The 14486-nt window shown below is 70.7% G+C and carries 14 protein-coding genes; 11 read left to right on the top strand and 3 right to left on the bottom strand.

Going from position 1 to position 14486, the window contains the following annotated elements; all coding sequences use genetic code 11:
- Window positions 1-139 precede the first annotated feature (139 nt).
- Window positions 140-931 carry a metal-dependent hydrolase gene (locus HNQ79_RS21265; protein WP_185033444.1) on the bottom strand — a complete coding sequence of 264 codons (792 nt, stop codon included), beginning with the start codon at window positions 929-931 and terminating at the stop codon, window positions 140-142.
- Between the two features lie 159 nt (window positions 932-1090).
- Here HNQ79_RS21265 and HNQ79_RS21260 point away from each other — a divergent pair, with 159 nt between their 5' ends.
- From HNQ79_RS21260 to HNQ79_RS21235, 6 genes are all read left to right on the top strand, one after another.
- On the top strand, window positions 1091-3604 hold the full coding sequence (locus tag HNQ79_RS21260; protein WP_185033442.1) for a DEAD/DEAH box helicase: 2514 nt from the start codon (window positions 1091-1093) through the stop codon (window positions 3602-3604).
- A gap of 37 nt (window positions 3605-3641) precedes the next feature.
- The gene (locus HNQ79_RS21255) at window positions 3642-4520 is read left to right on the top strand and encodes an acyl-CoA thioesterase (RefSeq protein WP_185033440.1); all 879 of its coding nucleotides are present in this window, start codon (window positions 3642-3644) and stop codon (window positions 4518-4520) included.
- On the top strand, window positions 4517-4810 hold the full coding sequence (locus tag HNQ79_RS21250; RefSeq protein WP_185033438.1) for a hypothetical protein: 294 nt from the start codon (window positions 4517-4519) through the stop codon (window positions 4808-4810). Before HNQ79_RS21255 ends, HNQ79_RS21250 begins: the two co-directional genes overlap by 4 nt.
- Window positions 4807-5199 carry a ribosomal maturation YjgA family protein gene (locus HNQ79_RS21245; protein ID WP_229923604.1) on the top strand — a complete coding sequence of 131 codons (393 nt, stop codon included), beginning with the start codon at window positions 4807-4809 and terminating at the stop codon, window positions 5197-5199. The genes HNQ79_RS21250 and HNQ79_RS21245 overlap by 4 nt, the downstream gene beginning before the upstream one ends.
- 149 nt (window positions 5200-5348) lie before the next feature.
- Complete coding sequence (locus tag HNQ79_RS21240; RefSeq protein ID WP_185033435.1) at window positions 5349-5798, top strand: VOC family protein; 450 nt, start codon at window positions 5349-5351, stop codon at window positions 5796-5798.
- Between the two features lie 690 nt (window positions 5799-6488).
- Complete coding sequence (locus HNQ79_RS21235; protein WP_185033433.1) at window positions 6489-6977, top strand: glutathione peroxidase; 489 nt, start codon at window positions 6489-6491, stop codon at window positions 6975-6977.
- 209 nt (window positions 6978-7186) lie between these two features.
- Here the strand turns inward: HNQ79_RS21235 and HNQ79_RS21230 are convergent, their stop codons facing one another.
- Window positions 7187-8416, bottom strand: coding sequence for an acyl-CoA dehydrogenase family protein (locus HNQ79_RS21230; protein ID WP_185033431.1), 1230 nt, complete (start codon window positions 8414-8416; stop codon window positions 7187-7189).
- 143 nt (window positions 8417-8559) lie between these two features.
- Between HNQ79_RS21230 and HNQ79_RS21225 the strand changes: the two genes are divergently transcribed.
- On the top strand, window positions 8560-9231 hold the full coding sequence (locus HNQ79_RS21225; RefSeq protein WP_185033429.1) for a TetR/AcrR family transcriptional regulator: 672 nt from the start codon (window positions 8560-8562) through the stop codon (window positions 9229-9231).
- A 139-nt stretch (window positions 9232-9370) separates the two neighbouring features.
- Here the strand turns inward: HNQ79_RS21225 and def are convergent, their stop codons facing one another.
- Window positions 9371-9916, bottom strand: coding sequence for a peptide deformylase (gene def, locus HNQ79_RS21220; protein ID WP_185033427.1), 546 nt, complete (start codon window positions 9914-9916; stop codon window positions 9371-9373).
- Between the two features lie 250 nt (window positions 9917-10166).
- On the opposite strand from def, the gene HNQ79_RS21215 reads away from it, so the two are divergent.
- From HNQ79_RS21215 to HNQ79_RS21200, 4 genes are all read left to right on the top strand, one after another.
- A complete protein-coding gene (locus HNQ79_RS21215; protein WP_185033425.1) occupies window positions 10167-11405 on the top strand; it encodes a MurT ligase domain-containing protein in 1239 nt (412 codons plus the stop codon).
- Between the two features lie 26 nt (window positions 11406-11431).
- Window positions 11432-12160 carry a type 1 glutamine amidotransferase gene (locus HNQ79_RS21210; RefSeq protein WP_185033423.1) on the top strand — a complete coding sequence of 243 codons (729 nt, stop codon included), beginning with the start codon at window positions 11432-11434 and terminating at the stop codon, window positions 12158-12160.
- A 175-nt stretch (window positions 12161-12335) separates the two neighbouring features.
- On the top strand, window positions 12336-13361 hold the full coding sequence (locus tag HNQ79_RS21205; protein WP_185033421.1) for a 6-phosphofructokinase: 1026 nt from the start codon (window positions 12336-12338) through the stop codon (window positions 13359-13361).
- A 100-nt stretch (window positions 13362-13461) separates the two neighbouring features.
- On the top strand, window positions 13462-14424 hold the full coding sequence (locus tag HNQ79_RS21200; RefSeq protein ID WP_185033419.1) for a cytochrome c oxidase assembly protein: 963 nt from the start codon (window positions 13462-13464) through the stop codon (window positions 14422-14424).
- The last annotated feature ends 62 nt before the right edge of the window (window positions 14425-14486 follow it).

Here is a 14486-nt window from a genome sequence, read left to right as displayed (position 1 = left end):
CTGGACCTCCTGGGAGCGCGCAGAGCTGCGGTCCGGAATCGGGACCGGGACCGGGACCGGGACCGGCCCACCGTAGACCTCGCGCTGCTCCCCTGTCGTCGGGTCGTACGCAAGGTCCGGCCCGGCCCCGGCACGGTCTTCAGATGAACCCCAGGGCCGCCGCTCCGCCCACTCCTCCGGCCAGCATGAACACCGGCATCAGGACCTTCATCTCCACCCAGCTCCCGGCCCGGAACCGCATGAACTTCGGCGGTCCGATCGGGTACCAGCGCTTGCGCCCGATCGGGATGGGCCACAGGATCGGGCAGCCGGAGATGGTGAGCGCGTCCCCGATGTCGTGCACGAGCGCGCCCAGCACGATCGGCAGCCCGAGCCACAGGTACTCCTGGCCCGGTTCCGTGAAGAGCCAGTTCGATCCGTTGCCCGGCTGGTCGAGCACCCCGGCGAGGATCCACGCGCTGGTCGCGCCCAGCAGCCACACCAGGACGTCGCTGGAGACGCGGGCCGCCCGCCACAGGAGACCCTCCACCGCCAGCACCAGGTGCACGAAGAGGATGGCGAGCACCGCCCAGCGGCCGCCCCATATCGCCGCGGCCGAGCAGCCGGCGCCCACGAGGACCGCCCACACCCAGGTGTGCGTGAGGGTGCGGTGGCCTCCCGAACGCCGGGGGTCGCCGGCCGAGCGGGTCGCTTGGTAGACGGCGTACGACAGTTTGTCGACGATCTCGCAGAGCAGTCGCGAGACCGGTCCGAAGGCGCGCGAGATGGTCGCCGACTTGTGGTCGAGATCGGGGGCGAGTGCCGCGCCCGCGCAGATCAGCGCGCCGACGACGAGCACCGGCCAGGGCATGGAGTAGCCCCATGCGGCGGCCGCGGCGCCCACCCCCAGCCAGGCCGCTGCCCCCGACAGAGAGTGCGCCGGTCCCATCATGGTTGTTCCGCCCCAATGCTGTGGTGCCCCCATCTCTTCCGTGGCGCGGCCGAGTTGTGAGCGGACCGCCGATGGGCTGACCCGTCACCCTATCCAGGATGATCTTCACTGCGCCCTCCGGTTCCCCGATCCGGGGGTGGGCCAGGCAAGATGGGGGGCGTGACCCTTATTGATCAGCTCCCGCCGAACGCCGACCCCGACGCCCTCTTCGAGGCCTTCCAGTCCTGGGCCGAGGGCCGGGGCATCGCCCTGTATCCGGCGCAGGAGGAAGCGCTGATGGAGGTGGTCACCGGCGCGAACGTGATCTTGTCCACGCCGACCGGTTCCGGAAAGAGCCTGGTCGCGGCAGGTGCGCACTTCACGGCGCTGGCCCAGGACAAGGTCACCTTCTACACGGCTCCGATCAAGGCGCTGGTGTCGGAGAAGTTCTTCGAGCTGGCCAAGCTCTTCGGTCATGAGAACGTGGGCATGCTCACCGGCGACGCGTCCGTGAACTCCGACGCCCCGGTCATCGCCTGCACCGCCGAGGTCCTCGCCTCGATCGCGCTGCGCGACGGCAAGCACGCGGACATCGGCCAGGTCGTGATGGACGAGTTCCACTTCTACGCGGAGGCGGACCGCGGGTGGGCATGGCAGATCCCGATCCTGGAGCTGCCGCAGGCGCAGTTCATCCTGATGTCGGCGACGCTCGGGGACGTCTCGATGTTCGAGAAGGACCTGACGCGCAGGACGGGCCGTCCGACGGCGGTCGTGCGGTCCGCGACACGACCGGTTCCGCTGTCGTACGAGTACCGGCTGACGCCCATCACGGAGACCCTGACGGAGCTCCTGGAGACCAGGCAGTCGCCGGTCTACATCGTGCACTTCACCCAGGCGGCGGCCGTCGAGCGGGCGCAGTCGCTGATGAGCATCAACATGTGCTCCAAGGAGGAGAAGGAGAAGATCGCCGAGCTGATCGGCAACTTCCGCTTCACCACGAAGTTCGGCCAGAACCTCTCCCGGTACGTCCGGCACGGCATCGGCGTCCACCACGCCGGCATGCTGCCGAAGTACCGGCGGCTGGTGGAGAAGCTGGCGCAGGCCGGTCTGCTGAAGGTCATCTGCGGTACGGACACCCTGGGCGTCGGCGTGAACGTGCCGATCCGCACGGTGCTGTTCACGGCGCTGACGAAGTACGACGGGACACGGGTGCGGACCCTGCGCGCGCGGGAGTTCCACCAGATCGCGGGCCGTGCCGGGCGGGCCGGTTTCGACACGGCCGGTTTCGTGGTGGCGCAGGCCCCCGAGCACGTCGTGGAGAACGAGAAGGCGCTCGCCAAGGCGGGCGACGACCCGAAGAAGCGCCGCAAGGTGGTCAGGAAGAAGGCCCCGGAGGGCTTCGTCGCCTGGTCGGAGTCCACCTTCGACAAGCTGATCGGTTCCGACCCCGAGCCGCTGTCCAGCCGTTTCAGGGTCACGCACACCATGCTGCTGTCCGTGATCGCGCGTCCCGGAAACGCCTTCGAGGCGATGCGCCATCTGCTGGAGGACAACCACGAGCCGCGCAAGGCGCAGCTGCGGCACATCCGCCGCGCCATCGCCATCTACCGTTCACTGCTCGACGGCGGTGTGGTCGAGCAGCTGGCCACTCCCGACGCAGAGGGCCGGGTCGTACGGCTGACGGTCGACCTGCAGCAGGACTTCGCGCTGAACCAGCCGCTGTCGACGTTCGCCCTGGCCGCCTTCGACCTGCTGGACCCCGACTCGCCGTCGTACGCGCTGGACATGGTGTCCGTCGTGGAGTCGACGCTGGACGACCCCCGGCAGATCCTGGGCGCGCAGCAGAACAAGGCCCGCGGCGAGGCCATCGGGCAGATGAAGGCCGACGGCATGGAGTACGAGGAGCGGATGGAGCGGCTCCAGGAGGTGTCGTACCCCAAGCCGCTGGAGGAGCTGCTGTGGCACGCGTACAACGTGTACCGCAAGAGCCACCCGTGGGTGGGCGACCACCCGGTCTCGCCGAAGTCCGTCGTGCGGGACATGTACGAGCGGGCCATGAACTTCGCGGAGTTCACCTCGCACTACGAGCTGGCGCGCACCGAGGGCATCGTGCTGCGGTACCTGGCGGGCGCGTACAAGGCGCTGGAGCACACCATCCCCGACGACCTCAAGTCGGAGGACCTCGAAGACCTGATCGCCTGGCTCGGCGAGCTGGTCCGCCAGGTGGACTCCTCGCTCCTCGACGAGTGGGAGCAGCTGGCGAACCCCGAGGTGGAGACGGCCGAGCAGGCACAGGAGAAGGCCGACCAGGTCAAGCCGGTGACGGCCAACGCGAGGGCCTTCCGGGTGCTGGTGCGCAACGCCATGTTCCGCCGGGTCGAGCTGGCCGCCCTGGACAACGTCCGCGCCCTCGGCGAGCTGGACGCCGACAGCGGCTGGGACGAGGACAAGTGGGGCGAGGCCATGGACGCCTACTGGGACGAGCACGACGACCTCGGCACCGGACCGGACGCGCGCGGCCCCAAGCTGCTGCTCATCGAGGAGGACGCACCGCACGGTCTGTGGCGGGTGCGGCAGATCTTCGACGACCCGAACGACGACCACGACTGGGGCATCAGCGCCGAGGTCGACCTTGCGGCCTCGGACGAGGAGGCGCGGGCGGTCGTCCGCGTCACGTCCGTCGGTCAGCTCTAGCCCCGCCCCGCACACTCATGGAAGAGGACGAAAACCGATGACGAATCCGGCCGAGAGACTCGTCGATCTGCTCGACCTGGAGCAGATCGAGCTCAACATCTTCCGCGGCGTCAGCCCGCAGGAGCACCTTCAGCGGGTCTTCGGCGGTCAGGTCGCGGGACAGGCGCTGGTCGCGGCGGGACGCACGACGGACGGCGAGCGTCCCGTGCACTCGCTGCACGCCTACTTCCTGCGGCCGGGGCGGCCCGGCGTCCCGATCGTCTACCAGGTGGAGCGGGTGCGGGACGGGAGGTCCTTCACCACCCGGCGGGTCACCGCCGTGCAGCAGGGCCGCACGATCTTCAACCTGACGGCCTCCTTCCACAAGCCTGAGGAGGGCGGCATCGAGCACCAGCTGCCGCCGCGCCGGGAGGTCCCGGACCCGGAGTCGCTGCCGACGGTCGCCGAGGAGATCCGCGAACACCTCGGTGCTCTGCCGGAGGAGCTGGAGCGGATGGCACGCCGGCAGCCCTTTGACATCCGGTACGTGGACGGGCTGCGCTGGACGCGGGAACAGATCGAGGGCGCGGAGCCGCGCAGCGCGGTGTGGATGCGCGCGGTCGGCCCGCTCGGCGACGACCAGCTCGTGCACACCTGCGCGCTCGCCTACGCCAGTGACATGACGCTGCTGGACGCGGTGCGACTGCCGGTGGAGCCGCTGTGGGGCTCGTGGAACTTCGACATCGCGTCGCTCGACCACGCGATGTGGTTCCACCGCCCCTTCCGCGCGGACGAGTGGTTCCTCTACGACCAGGAGTCCCCGATCGCGACCGGCGGACGGGGCCTGGCACGCGGCCGGATCTACGACCGTGACGGGCGACTGCTGGTGTCGGTGGTGCAGGAGGGGCTGTTCCGGAAGCTGGGCGACGAGGGATGACCGGGCGGCGTTCCCAGGTCAAGTACACGGTCGAGGCGAAGGCCGTCCACGACAGCCTGACCGCGGACCGGCGGGCGACCGTGGACCACGCGGTGCGGGTGCTGTCCCGGGACCCGTTCCACAAGCTGGCCACGGCACAGATCGGTCCCAACGAGACGTACCGCAAGGCCTACGTCGCGCCGGGGATCGTGCTGGAGTACGTGGTGGTGCGTGAGGCGTTCGTCGTGGTCCTCCTCGAACTCTTCGACGAGTCGTCGTACCTGATCGACGAGTCCGAGACCGCGGAGTGAGGCGGGTACGGATCCACTTACTGGCAGCGGCGGCGGTCACGACCGCCGCCGCGCTCGGCATCCGGACCACGGGGGACGGGGCATTCGCGAAGTACGCGGGGGTCGCGCTGTACACGGTGCTGCTGTACGCACTCGTCGTCGCCGTACGGCCCCTGGTGCGGCCCATGGTCGCGGGAGCGGTCGCCCTGGGGCTGAGCTGGGCCGTGGAGTTCGCGCAACTGTCCCGCTTGCCGGGTGAATTGAGCGCCCGTAACGGCCTGTTGCGGCTGGTGTTCGGTTCTACCTTCCACGCGCCGGACCTCTTCTGGTACGTCGTGGGCGCGGCCTGCGCGTACGGGGTGCACCGCGCGTACGGCCGGACCGCCGGGCGCGTGCCGGCGGGGCGGTAGGGGCCGACCGCCGGGCGCGTCCCCGGGCCGGTGGGCGACGACCGAGGCAGCCCTGGCACCACTCCGTCGCACGACGAGGCCTCGGCTCCGGCTTTCCGGCTGCGGGGTTCAGGCTGCGGGGTTCCGGCGCCCTGCTTACACTGCCCCGCATGATCACTTCCTGGCCGGCCCACCTCGACGTGGGCGCCGTGCGCTTCGCTCGGCCCACCGCACGCTATGACGAGGTCCTGGCCTTCTACCGCGACGACTTGGGGCTGCCCGTGCTGGCCGCCTGGCGCGGCGAGGACGGCCACAAGGGGTACGACGGTGTGGTGCTCGGGCTGCCGGGCGCCCCTGTGCACATGGAGATCACCCAGCACGGCAATCCGCCGCGGATACCGGAGCCGCACCCGGAGAACCTGCTCGTTCTGTACCTGCGCGGGCCCGCGGCCGTCGAGACCGCGGCGGCCCGGCTGCGCGAGCGCGGGCACGAGCCCGTGGCGGCGGCCAACGCGTACTGGCCGGAGCGGGGGGCGGTGCTCTTCGCCGACCCGGACGGCTGGCTCGTCGTCCTGGCGCCGTGGGTGTTCGGCGAGGACCCGGTGCCGCAGCCCGGGTAGCACCCGGATTGCCAGACGCCCCCCGGCGCGATGCTCGTTGACGTTGCGCCGGCCCCCGCGAGGCCGCCTCTCCCCCGCCCCGCTGCCGCTCGCGTACCGTCCCCCGCGCCTCCGCCAGCGTCCGCGCGACCCGCCGGTGGGTGACCCGGTCGGCCAGGGCTGCGAGTTCCGCCTCTGCGGTCTCGTCCCCGCGTCGTGCCAAGGCTTCGACCGATGCCTCCGCCACCTCCGGCGCGACCGATCGGCATCGGGGAGCGTGCGCAGCAGCTCCGTGTTCCTCCCGCCGGGGCCGATCACCGGGCCATCGCGGCAGGCCGCCATCATCACCGCGCGGGCCAGCCCGGACAGGTCGCCGCGCGCGGCGAGATCCCGGTACTCGGCGGCCTGCACCGCCAGCACCCTCGGGTCCCTGAGCCATCTGCTCACCGTCATCGCGTCGCTGCTCATGGTCACGAGCGTAGGAGGCGCCACTGACAACGCCCCGCGGCCGGTACGGAGAAACGCTCCCGCGACCTGGCACCCGCCGCCCCCAGCTCGACCGTCCCGCCCGGGGCGGACGGTCCGCGGACCACTGCCCGGGCCGGCGGACGGCGTATCCGCAACGCTGACGCGGCCTGGATGCCGGTGCCAGCGGCTAGCCTGCGTCTTTCGGACTAAACAGCGCAGAGCTGACTGACGAGGAGACGGCAGATGAGCCTGTACGACATCCCGCTGAACACCCTGGACGGCGCCCCCACGAGCCTGGCCGCCCACAAGGGCAAGGCCGTCCTGGTGGTCAACGTCGCGTCGAAGTGCGGCCTGACGCCGCAGTACGCGGGCCTGGAGGAACTCCAGAAGTCGTACGCGGACCGCGGCTTCACGGTCCTGGGTGTGCCGTGCAACCAGTTCGCGGGCCAGGAACCGGGAAGCGCGGAGGAGATCGCCACCTTCTGCTCGGCGAGCTACGGCGTGACCTTCCCCCTCCTCGAAAAGATCGAGGTCAACGGCGAGCACCGGCACCCGCTCTACAAGGAACTGACGAAGGTCGCGGACGCCGACGGCAAGGCCGGGGACGTCCAGTGGAACTTCGAGAAGTTCCTCATCTCCCCCACCGGCGACATCGTGGGCCGCTTCCGCCCGCGTACCGAGCCGAACGACGCCGCGCTCGTCGCGGCCGTGGATTCCCACCTGCCCGCCTGACGTCCGGCGGATCGCGGCCGCGGCCGGCGCAGGGGCCGGGGCCCGGCGGCAGCGGGGCGTTCCGTGACAGCGGGTACGGCTGTCATCGCCGCGGGGGCGCGGAGGCCGGTGTCCTGGTGGGGAGCCGGGTCGTGGAGGTGTGGTGGGCCGAGCCACATCTCCACGACCGGGGCGGCGAGGACGCCGCCGCCCGGCGTCCGCGGCGCCTGCTAGCGGATCGGCATGCCGGAGAGCGTCCTGGCGATCACCAGGCGCTGGATCTCGCTCGTCCCCTCGAAGATCGTGTAGATGGCTGCGTCCCGGTGCATCCGTTCCACCGGGTACTCCCGGGTGTAGCCGTTCCCGCCGAGTATCTGGATCGCCTGGGCCGTCACCTTCTTCGAGACCTCGCTGGCGTACAGCTTCGACATGGAGCCCTCCGCCGCTGTGAACGGCTTGCCCGAGACCGCCATCCAGGACGCCCGCCACACCAGCAGCCGGGCCGCGTCGATCTGGGTGCGCATGTCGGCGAGCTGGAAGGCGATGCCCTGGTTGTCGATGATGGGGCGGCCGAACTGTTCCCGGGTCATCGCGTAGTCGAGGGCGACCTCGTACGCGGCCCGTGCGGTGCCGACGGCCATCGCGCCGACGGCCGGCCGGGACGCCTCGAAGGTGGCCATCGCCGCGTTCTTCACGCGCTCGCCGCCGCTCTTCGCGGCCCGTTCCCGGGCGCGGGCGAGGCGCTCGTCGAGTTTCTCCTTGCCGCCGAGCAGGCAGCTGCCGGGGATCCGCACGTTCTCCAGGACGACTTCGGCGGTGTGCGAGGCGCGGATGCCGTGCTTCTTGAACTTCTGGCCCTGGGTCAGACCGGGGGTGCTCGGCGGCACGATGAAGGAGGCGTGGCCCTTGGATCCCAGTGCGGGGTCCACACAGGCGACGACCACGTGCACGTTGGCGATGCCGCCGTTGGTCGCCCACGTCTTCGTGCCGTCGAGGACCCACTCGTCCTTCGCTTCGTCGTACACGGCGCGCGTGCGCATGGACGCGACGTCCGATCCGGCGTCCGGTTCGGAGGAGCAGAAGGCGGCGACCTTCACGTCGTCGGCGTCGCCGTACATCTGGGGTATCCAGGTGCCGATCTGTTCCTCGGTGCCGTTCGCGAGGACTCCCACCGCGGCCAGACCGGTCCCCACGATCGACAGGCCGATGCCCGCATCACCCCAGAACAGCTCTTCCATAGCCATGGGGATGCCCAGCCCCGTAGGGTCGAAGTACTGCTGGGCGTAGAAGTCGAGCGAGTAGATGCCGATCTTGGCCGCCTCCTGGATCACCGGCCAGGGCGTCTCCTCACGCTCGTCCCACTCCGCGGCGGCCGGGCGCATCACATCCGCGGCGAACCCGTGGATCCAGTCGCGAACCTGCTTCTGGTCGTCGTTGAGATCGAGTGTGAACTCGGCCATGTCCCCTCCAGCGCCTGCACGTTACTTGCGGTAACCAGAGTGTGTTACCCACGAGTAGCCCCTGTCAACAGTCCAAGCCGGCGGGCAGTGTTACGTTGCGCGGGGGTCACGGAACGCAACCACCTGGGCGGGGAGAGCACACGATGGAGACCACACAGCAGGCCACCACGCAACGGTCGTCGGCCGAGGCGCGACGCCGCGAACTGCTCGAAGCCGCGGACCGCGTGGTCCTGCGGGACGGCCCGCAGGCGTCCATGAACGCCATCGCCGCCGAGGCGGGCATCACCAAGCCGATCCTCTACCGGCACTTCGGCGACAAGGGGGGCCTCTACCGCGCCCTGGCCAAGCGTCACACCGACGCCCTCCTGGCCGCCCTGCGCGCGGCTCTGGACGCCCCCGCCGAGCGTCGCGAACGCGTGGAACGCACATTGGACACCTATCTCGCGGCGATCGAGGCGCGCCCGCAGGTGTACCGCTTCCTGATGCACCCGGCGGACGACGCCGCGGCGGCCACCGCTCCCGCCGCCGCACAGTCCGAGCGAGGATTCGACGTCGGCCGGCACTCGGCGCCGCTGCTGCGCAGGATGGGCGAGGAGCTGGCCGAGGTGATCGCCGAGCGCGTCGACCTCGGCCCGAACTCCGAGCAGCTGGCCCGCGTCTGGGGGCACGGCATCGTCGGCATGATGCACGCGGCCGGCGACTGGTGGCTGGGCGAACGCCCCTGCTCCCGCGCCGAGTTGGTGGGCAGTCTCGCCGACCTGCTGTGGGGGCGGCTCGCCGCCGCGGGCGACCGTCCGGGCGGGCCGGGGTTCTAGCGGGAGCCGGGGTTCTAGCGGGAAGGGCGGCGGGTGAGTGGCGGAGTGCGTACGAACCCTCCGTGCCGCACGCACGGCTGCCCGCACGCCAGGCACACTCCGCCCGCACCGCCCGCGCGCCGGGAAGTCTCGGGCAGCGTCAGGAAGTACGCCCCCACGGCGCGCGGCGTGCGTCCCGCTGTGCCTTCGCCTTGCGCCAGCCGGTGAGCCGGTCGGTGTAGACCAGCCCGTCGAGGTGGTCGCACTCGTGCTGGAGGCAGCGGGCGAAGAAGCCGGTGCCGGAGACGGTGACCGGCTCGCCCGTCGCCGTGAAGCCCTCCACGACCGCGTGGTCGAAGCGCGGCGTGCCGGCTTCCAGACCGGGCAGCGACAGACAGCCCTCGGGGCCCCGGACGGCCGGGCCGTCGGCCTCGACGAGACGCGGGTTGACGACGTGCCCGAGGTGGCGGACGTCCTCGTCGTCGGGGCAGTCGTAGACGAAGACCCGTACGCCCTCGCCGATCTGATTGGCGGCGAGACCGACGCCCTCGGCGGCGTACATCGTCGCGAACAGGTCCTCGACGAGGCGCGCGAGCTCAGGCCCGAACTCGGTGACGGGCTCGCACGGGGCGTGCAGGACCTTCTCGCCGAGGAGAGTCATCGCTCGTACGGTGCCGGAACTGCCGGGAATGGGGCGGTGGCGCATGACCGCAAGCCTACGTTCCCGCACGCCGGAGCCGCCCCGCCGCCGGGCCCCGGCCGGCGGCGTCACCGCGGCGGGAGCCGACGCCTGCACGCTTTTCGCAGCGCGTCCCGTACCGTCGACCCTGGTCCGCGCCCTTCCCCACGGGTGCCGCGGTTCGGGCACCCGGCGGGACCTCGATAGGCTGAGCCCGGACTGTTGACCGGTGGACCTGGGGCAAGTGCGGCGCCGGATGCAAGGAGGACAAGTGACGATGGCAGGCAACACGGAGCCGTTGTCGCCGCGGGCCAAGCTGGCCGTGACGGCAGGCAAGGCCGCGGCGGCGGTGTCCCGTGCCGCGGGACGCGGAAGCGGTTCGGTGATCGGCGGAAAGGTCGCGCTCAGGCTCGACCCGGACCTGCTGGGACGGCTCGCACAGCATCTGGACGTGGTGCTTGTCTCGGCGACCAACGGCAAGACGACGACGACCCGGCTGATCGCCGAGGCCCTGCGGGCCAGCGGTCCGGTCGTCTCCAACGCGCTCGGCGCCAACATGCCGGCGGGCATCACGTCCGCGTTGGCGGGCGGTTCGGACGCGAAGTACGGCGTGATCGAGGTCGACGAGAAGTACCTGGCGGGCGTGGCCCGCGACGTGACGCCGAAGGCGATCGCGCTCCTCAACCTCTCCCGCGACCAGCTCGACCGGGCCGCCGAGACGCGGATGCTGGCCGAGAAGTGGCGCGAGGGGCTGGCCGGTTCGAAGGCCGTCGTCATCGCGAACGCCGACGACCCGCTGATCGTGTGGGCGGCGTCCTCGTCGCCCAACGTGGTGTGGGTGGCGGCCGGTCAGGAGTGGAAGGACGACGCCTGGTCGTGCCCCTCCTGCGGCGGTGTGATGCAGCGTCCGGGGGACGACTGGTTCTGCGGCGACTGCGGCTTCCGGCGTCCGACGCCGAGCTGGGTGCTCTCCGGGGACCACGTGCTGGACCCGCACGGCTCAGCGTGGCCCATCCACCTCCAGCTGCCGGGCCGCGCCAACAAGGCCAACGCGGCCACCTCGGCGGCCGTCGCGGCCACCTTCGGCGTGCCGCCGCAGGTCGCGCTGGAGCGGATGTACCAGGTGCAGGCGGTGGCGGGACGCTATGACGTCGTCCAGTTCCACAACCGTGAGCTGCGCCTGCTGCTGGCGAAGAACCCGGCCGGCTGGCTGGAGACCTTCTCGCTGATCAACCCGCCGCCGACGCCGGTGATCCTGGCCGTCAACGCCCGTGGCGCCGACGGCACCGACACCTCCTGGCTGTGGGACGTCGACTACACCCGGCTCGCCGGTCACCCGATCTTCGTCCTCGGCGACCGCAAGCTGGACCTGGCCGTACGACTCGAAGTCGCGAACCTGGAGTTCCGGGTCTGCGAGAACCTCGACGAGGCCGTGCAGCTCGCGCCGCCCGGACTGATCGAGACGATCGCCAACTACACCGCGTTCCAGGACCTCCGCCGCCGCGTCGGCAACTGACAGAAACCGCAGGGACCATGACTCGAATGAACGACAGCAGTCTGCGGCTGGTCTGGATCTACCCGGACCTCCTCAGCACGTACGGCGACCAGGGCAACGCCCTGGTCGTCGAGCGGCGGGCCCGCCAGCGCGGCCTCGACGTGCAGCGTGTCGACGTACGCAGCGACCAGCCCGTCCCCACTTCGGGCGACATCTACCTGATCGGCGGCGGTGAGGACCGCCCGCAGCGGCTGGCGGCCGAACGGCTGCGCAAGGACGGCGGGTTGAGCCGGGCCGTGTCCAACGGCGCGATCGTCTTCTCCGTCTGCGCCGGGTACCAGATCCTCGGCCACGAGTTCATCAACGACCTCGGCCAGCGCGAGCAGGGCCTGGGCCTGCTCGACGTGATCTCCACCCGCGGCGAGGGCGAGCGCTGCGTCGGCGACGTCCTCGGCGACATCGACGCCCCGTTGAACCTCCCGCAGCTCACCGGCTTCGAAAACCACCAGGGCATCACCCACCTCGGCCCCACCGCCCGCCCTTTCGCCCGGATCCGCCTCGGCAAGGGCAACGGCACCGGCGACGGCACGGAGGGCGCGTACAACGACACCGTCTTCGGTACGTACATGCACGGTCCGGTCCTGGCCCGCAATCCGCAGATCGCGGATCTGCTGCTGAAGCTGGCCCTCGACGTGAACGCGCTGCCGCCGACCGACGACCGGTGGTACGAGGCGCTGCGCTCCGAGCGCATCGCGAGCGCCACGCAGCCCGCCTGACGCCGTCTCACCCCACACGTCGCACGGCTTCGCGGCCCCCGGCGTTGCGTCACGAGGAACGTCCACCCGTTGGACGCCCGGTTCGGCCCCGTCACCCGGCGCTTGTAGGGTGACGGGGACCCCACCGGACGACGTGGTCCGGTCCCCCGGCCCACGTTGCAAAGGTCTTCGCGCCATGCGTATTGGTGTCCTCACCTCCGGCGGCGACTGCCCCGGCCTGAACGCCGTCATCCGCTCCGTCGTCCACCGTGCCGTCGTCGACCACGGCGACGAGGTCATCGGCTTCCACGACGGCTGGCGGGGTCTCCTGGAGTGCGACTACCGCCCTCTCGACCTGGACGCCGTCAGCGGCATCCTGGCCCGCGGCGGCACCATCCTCGGATCCTCCCGCGTCCAGCCGGCGCACCTGCGCGGCGGCGTCGAGACCGCTCGCGGTCACGTCGCCGACCTCGGCCTCGACGCGATCATCCCGATCGGCGGGGAAGGCACCCTGAAGGCGGCCCACCTCCTGTCCGAGGCGGGTCTGCCCATCGTCGGCGTGCCCAAGACCATCGACAACGACATCGCCTCGACCGACGTCACCTTCGGGTTCGACACGGCGGTGGGCGTCGCCACCGAAGCCCTCGACCGCCTGAAGACGACCGCGGAGTCCCACCAGCGCGTGCTGATCGTCGAGGTCATGGGCCGGCACACCGGCTGGATCGCGCTGCACTCGGGGATGGCGGCGGGCGCGCACGCCATCGTGGTGCCCGAGCGGCCCTTCGACATCGGTGAGCTCACCGAGCTGGTCGGCAAGCGTTTCTCGGCGGGCAAGAAGTTCGCCATCGTCGTCGTGGCGGAGGGCGCCAAGCCGCGCGAGGGGTCGATGGAGTTCAACGTCGGCAAGAAGGACCAGTACGGGCACGAGCGCTTCGCGGGCGTCGCCAACCAGCTCGCCATCGAGCTGGAGGAACGCCTGGGCAAGGAGGCCCGCCCGGTGATCCTGGGCCATGTGCAGCGCGGCGGCACCCCGACCGCCTACGACCGCGTGCTCGCGACCCGCTTCGGATGGCACGCGGTGGAAGCGGCGCATCACGGCCGGTTCGGCATGCTGACGGCGCTGCGCGGCACGGACATCGTGATGGTGCCGCTCGCCGACGCGGTCGCGGAGCTGAAGACGGTTCCGGCCCAGCGCTACGAGGAAGCGGAATGCGTCCTGTGAGGACCCGGTTGCGGGCCTGACGAACTGCCCCCGGTCGCATCGGCGACCGGGGGCAGTTCTACTCTGGACCGGACAACCGGCACGAAACAGGAGTCAGTGGATGGATCACAGCGGGCACGGCATGAACATGGACCTGCCGCCGTTCACGCTGGGACGGGGTCTGGAGCTTTCCCCCGATCCCTTTTTCCTGATCGCGTGTCTGGCCGCTCTCGCCCTGTACGGGTGGGGTGTGGTGCGGCTGCGGCGGCGCGGCGACTCCTGGCCGGTCGGCCGGACGGTCTTCTTCGTCGTCGGTGTGCTGACGGTGCTCCTCGTGATGTGCACCATGCTCAACGACTACGGCATGGTCATGTTCAGCGTGCACATGGTGCAGCACATGATCGTCTCCATGCTGTCGCCCATCCTGATCCTGCTCGGCGCGCCGGTGACGCTCACCCTGCGCGCGCTGCCCGTCTCGGGACGCGGGCGCAAGGGCCGCAAGGGGCCGCGTGAGCTGCTGCTCGCCCTGCTGCACAGCCGGTACATCAAGATCGTCACGCATCCGGCGTTCACGATCCCGCTGTTCATCGCAAGCCTGTACGGCTTCTACTTCACGCCGCTGTTCGACTTCCTCATGGGCAGCAGGGTCGGGCACATCACGATGATGGTGCACTTCCTCGCCGTCGGCCTGGTCTTCTTCTGGCCGATCATGGGCGTCGACCCGGGGCCGCACCGCCCCGGTTACGTGATGCGGATGCTGGAGCTTTTCGCGGGGATGCCCTTCCACGCGTTCTTCGGCATCGCGCTGATGATGGCGTCGCAGCCGATGGTCGAGGCGTACAAGAACCCGCCCGCCTCGCTGGGCATCGACGCGCTCGCCGATCAGAACGCGGCGGGCGGCATCGCCTGGGCGTTCAGCGAGATCCCGTCCGTCCTGGTGCTGATCGCACTCGTCTTCCAGTGGTACCGGTCCGAGCAGCGGGTGGCCCGCCGCTCGGACCGGGCCGCGGACCGGGACGGCGACAAGCAGCTGGAGGACTACAACGCGTACCTGGCCTCGCTGCGTGCGCGCAGCGGTGCCTAGGAGGTGTGGCCGTGCGGGACCGCAGGCCGCGGGTAACGGGACCGCACACAGGTAGCGGTGGG

It is taken from the genome of Streptomyces candidus (assembly GCF_014207445.1).
GTDB lineage: Bacteria > Actinomycetota > Actinomycetes > Streptomycetales > Streptomycetaceae > Streptomyces > Streptomyces candidus.
The sequence above is the reverse complement of the archived record's forward strand: the minus strand, read 5'-3'. Positions and strand labels throughout refer to the sequence as shown.

Excerpts from the sequence above, each read along its gene's own strand:
- def (WP_185033427.1), bottom strand. The coding sequence starts at position 9,916 with ATGCGCCACCGCCCCATTCCCGGCAGTTCCGGCACCGTACGAGCGATG.
- HNQ79_RS21240 (WP_185033435.1), top strand. The coding sequence starts at position 5,349 with ATGATCACTTCCTGGCCGGCCCACCTCGACGTGGGCGCCGTGCGCTTC.
- HNQ79_RS21265 (WP_185033444.1), bottom strand. The coding sequence starts at position 931 with ATGATGGGACCGGCGCACTCTCTGTCGGGGGCAGCGGCCTGGCTGGGG.
- HNQ79_RS21235 (WP_185033433.1), top strand. The coding sequence starts at position 6,489 with ATGAGCCTGTACGACATCCCGCTGAACACCCTGGACGGCGCCCCCACG.
- HNQ79_RS21215 (WP_185033425.1), top strand. The coding sequence starts at position 10,167 with ATGGCAGGCAACACGGAGCCGTTGTCGCCGCGGGCCAAGCTGGCCGTG.
- HNQ79_RS21200 (WP_185033419.1), top strand. The coding sequence starts at position 13,462 with ATGGATCACAGCGGGCACGGCATGAACATGGACCTGCCGCCGTTCACG.
- HNQ79_RS21250 (WP_185033438.1), top strand. The coding sequence starts at position 4,517 with ATGACCGGGCGGCGTTCCCAGGTCAAGTACACGGTCGAGGCGAAGGCC.
- HNQ79_RS21230 (WP_185033431.1), bottom strand. The coding sequence starts at position 8,416 with ATGGCCGAGTTCACACTCGATCTCAACGACGACCAGAAGCAGGTTCGC.
- HNQ79_RS21255 (WP_185033440.1), top strand. The coding sequence starts at position 3,642 with ATGACGAATCCGGCCGAGAGACTCGTCGATCTGCTCGACCTGGAGCAG.
- HNQ79_RS21225 (WP_185033429.1), top strand. The coding sequence starts at position 8,560 with ATGGAGACCACACAGCAGGCCACCACGCAACGGTCGTCGGCCGAGGCG.
- HNQ79_RS21210 (WP_185033423.1), top strand. The coding sequence starts at position 11,432 with ATGAACGACAGCAGTCTGCGGCTGGTCTGGATCTACCCGGACCTCCTC.
- HNQ79_RS21205 (WP_185033421.1), top strand. The coding sequence starts at position 12,336 with ATGCGTATTGGTGTCCTCACCTCCGGCGGCGACTGCCCCGGCCTGAAC.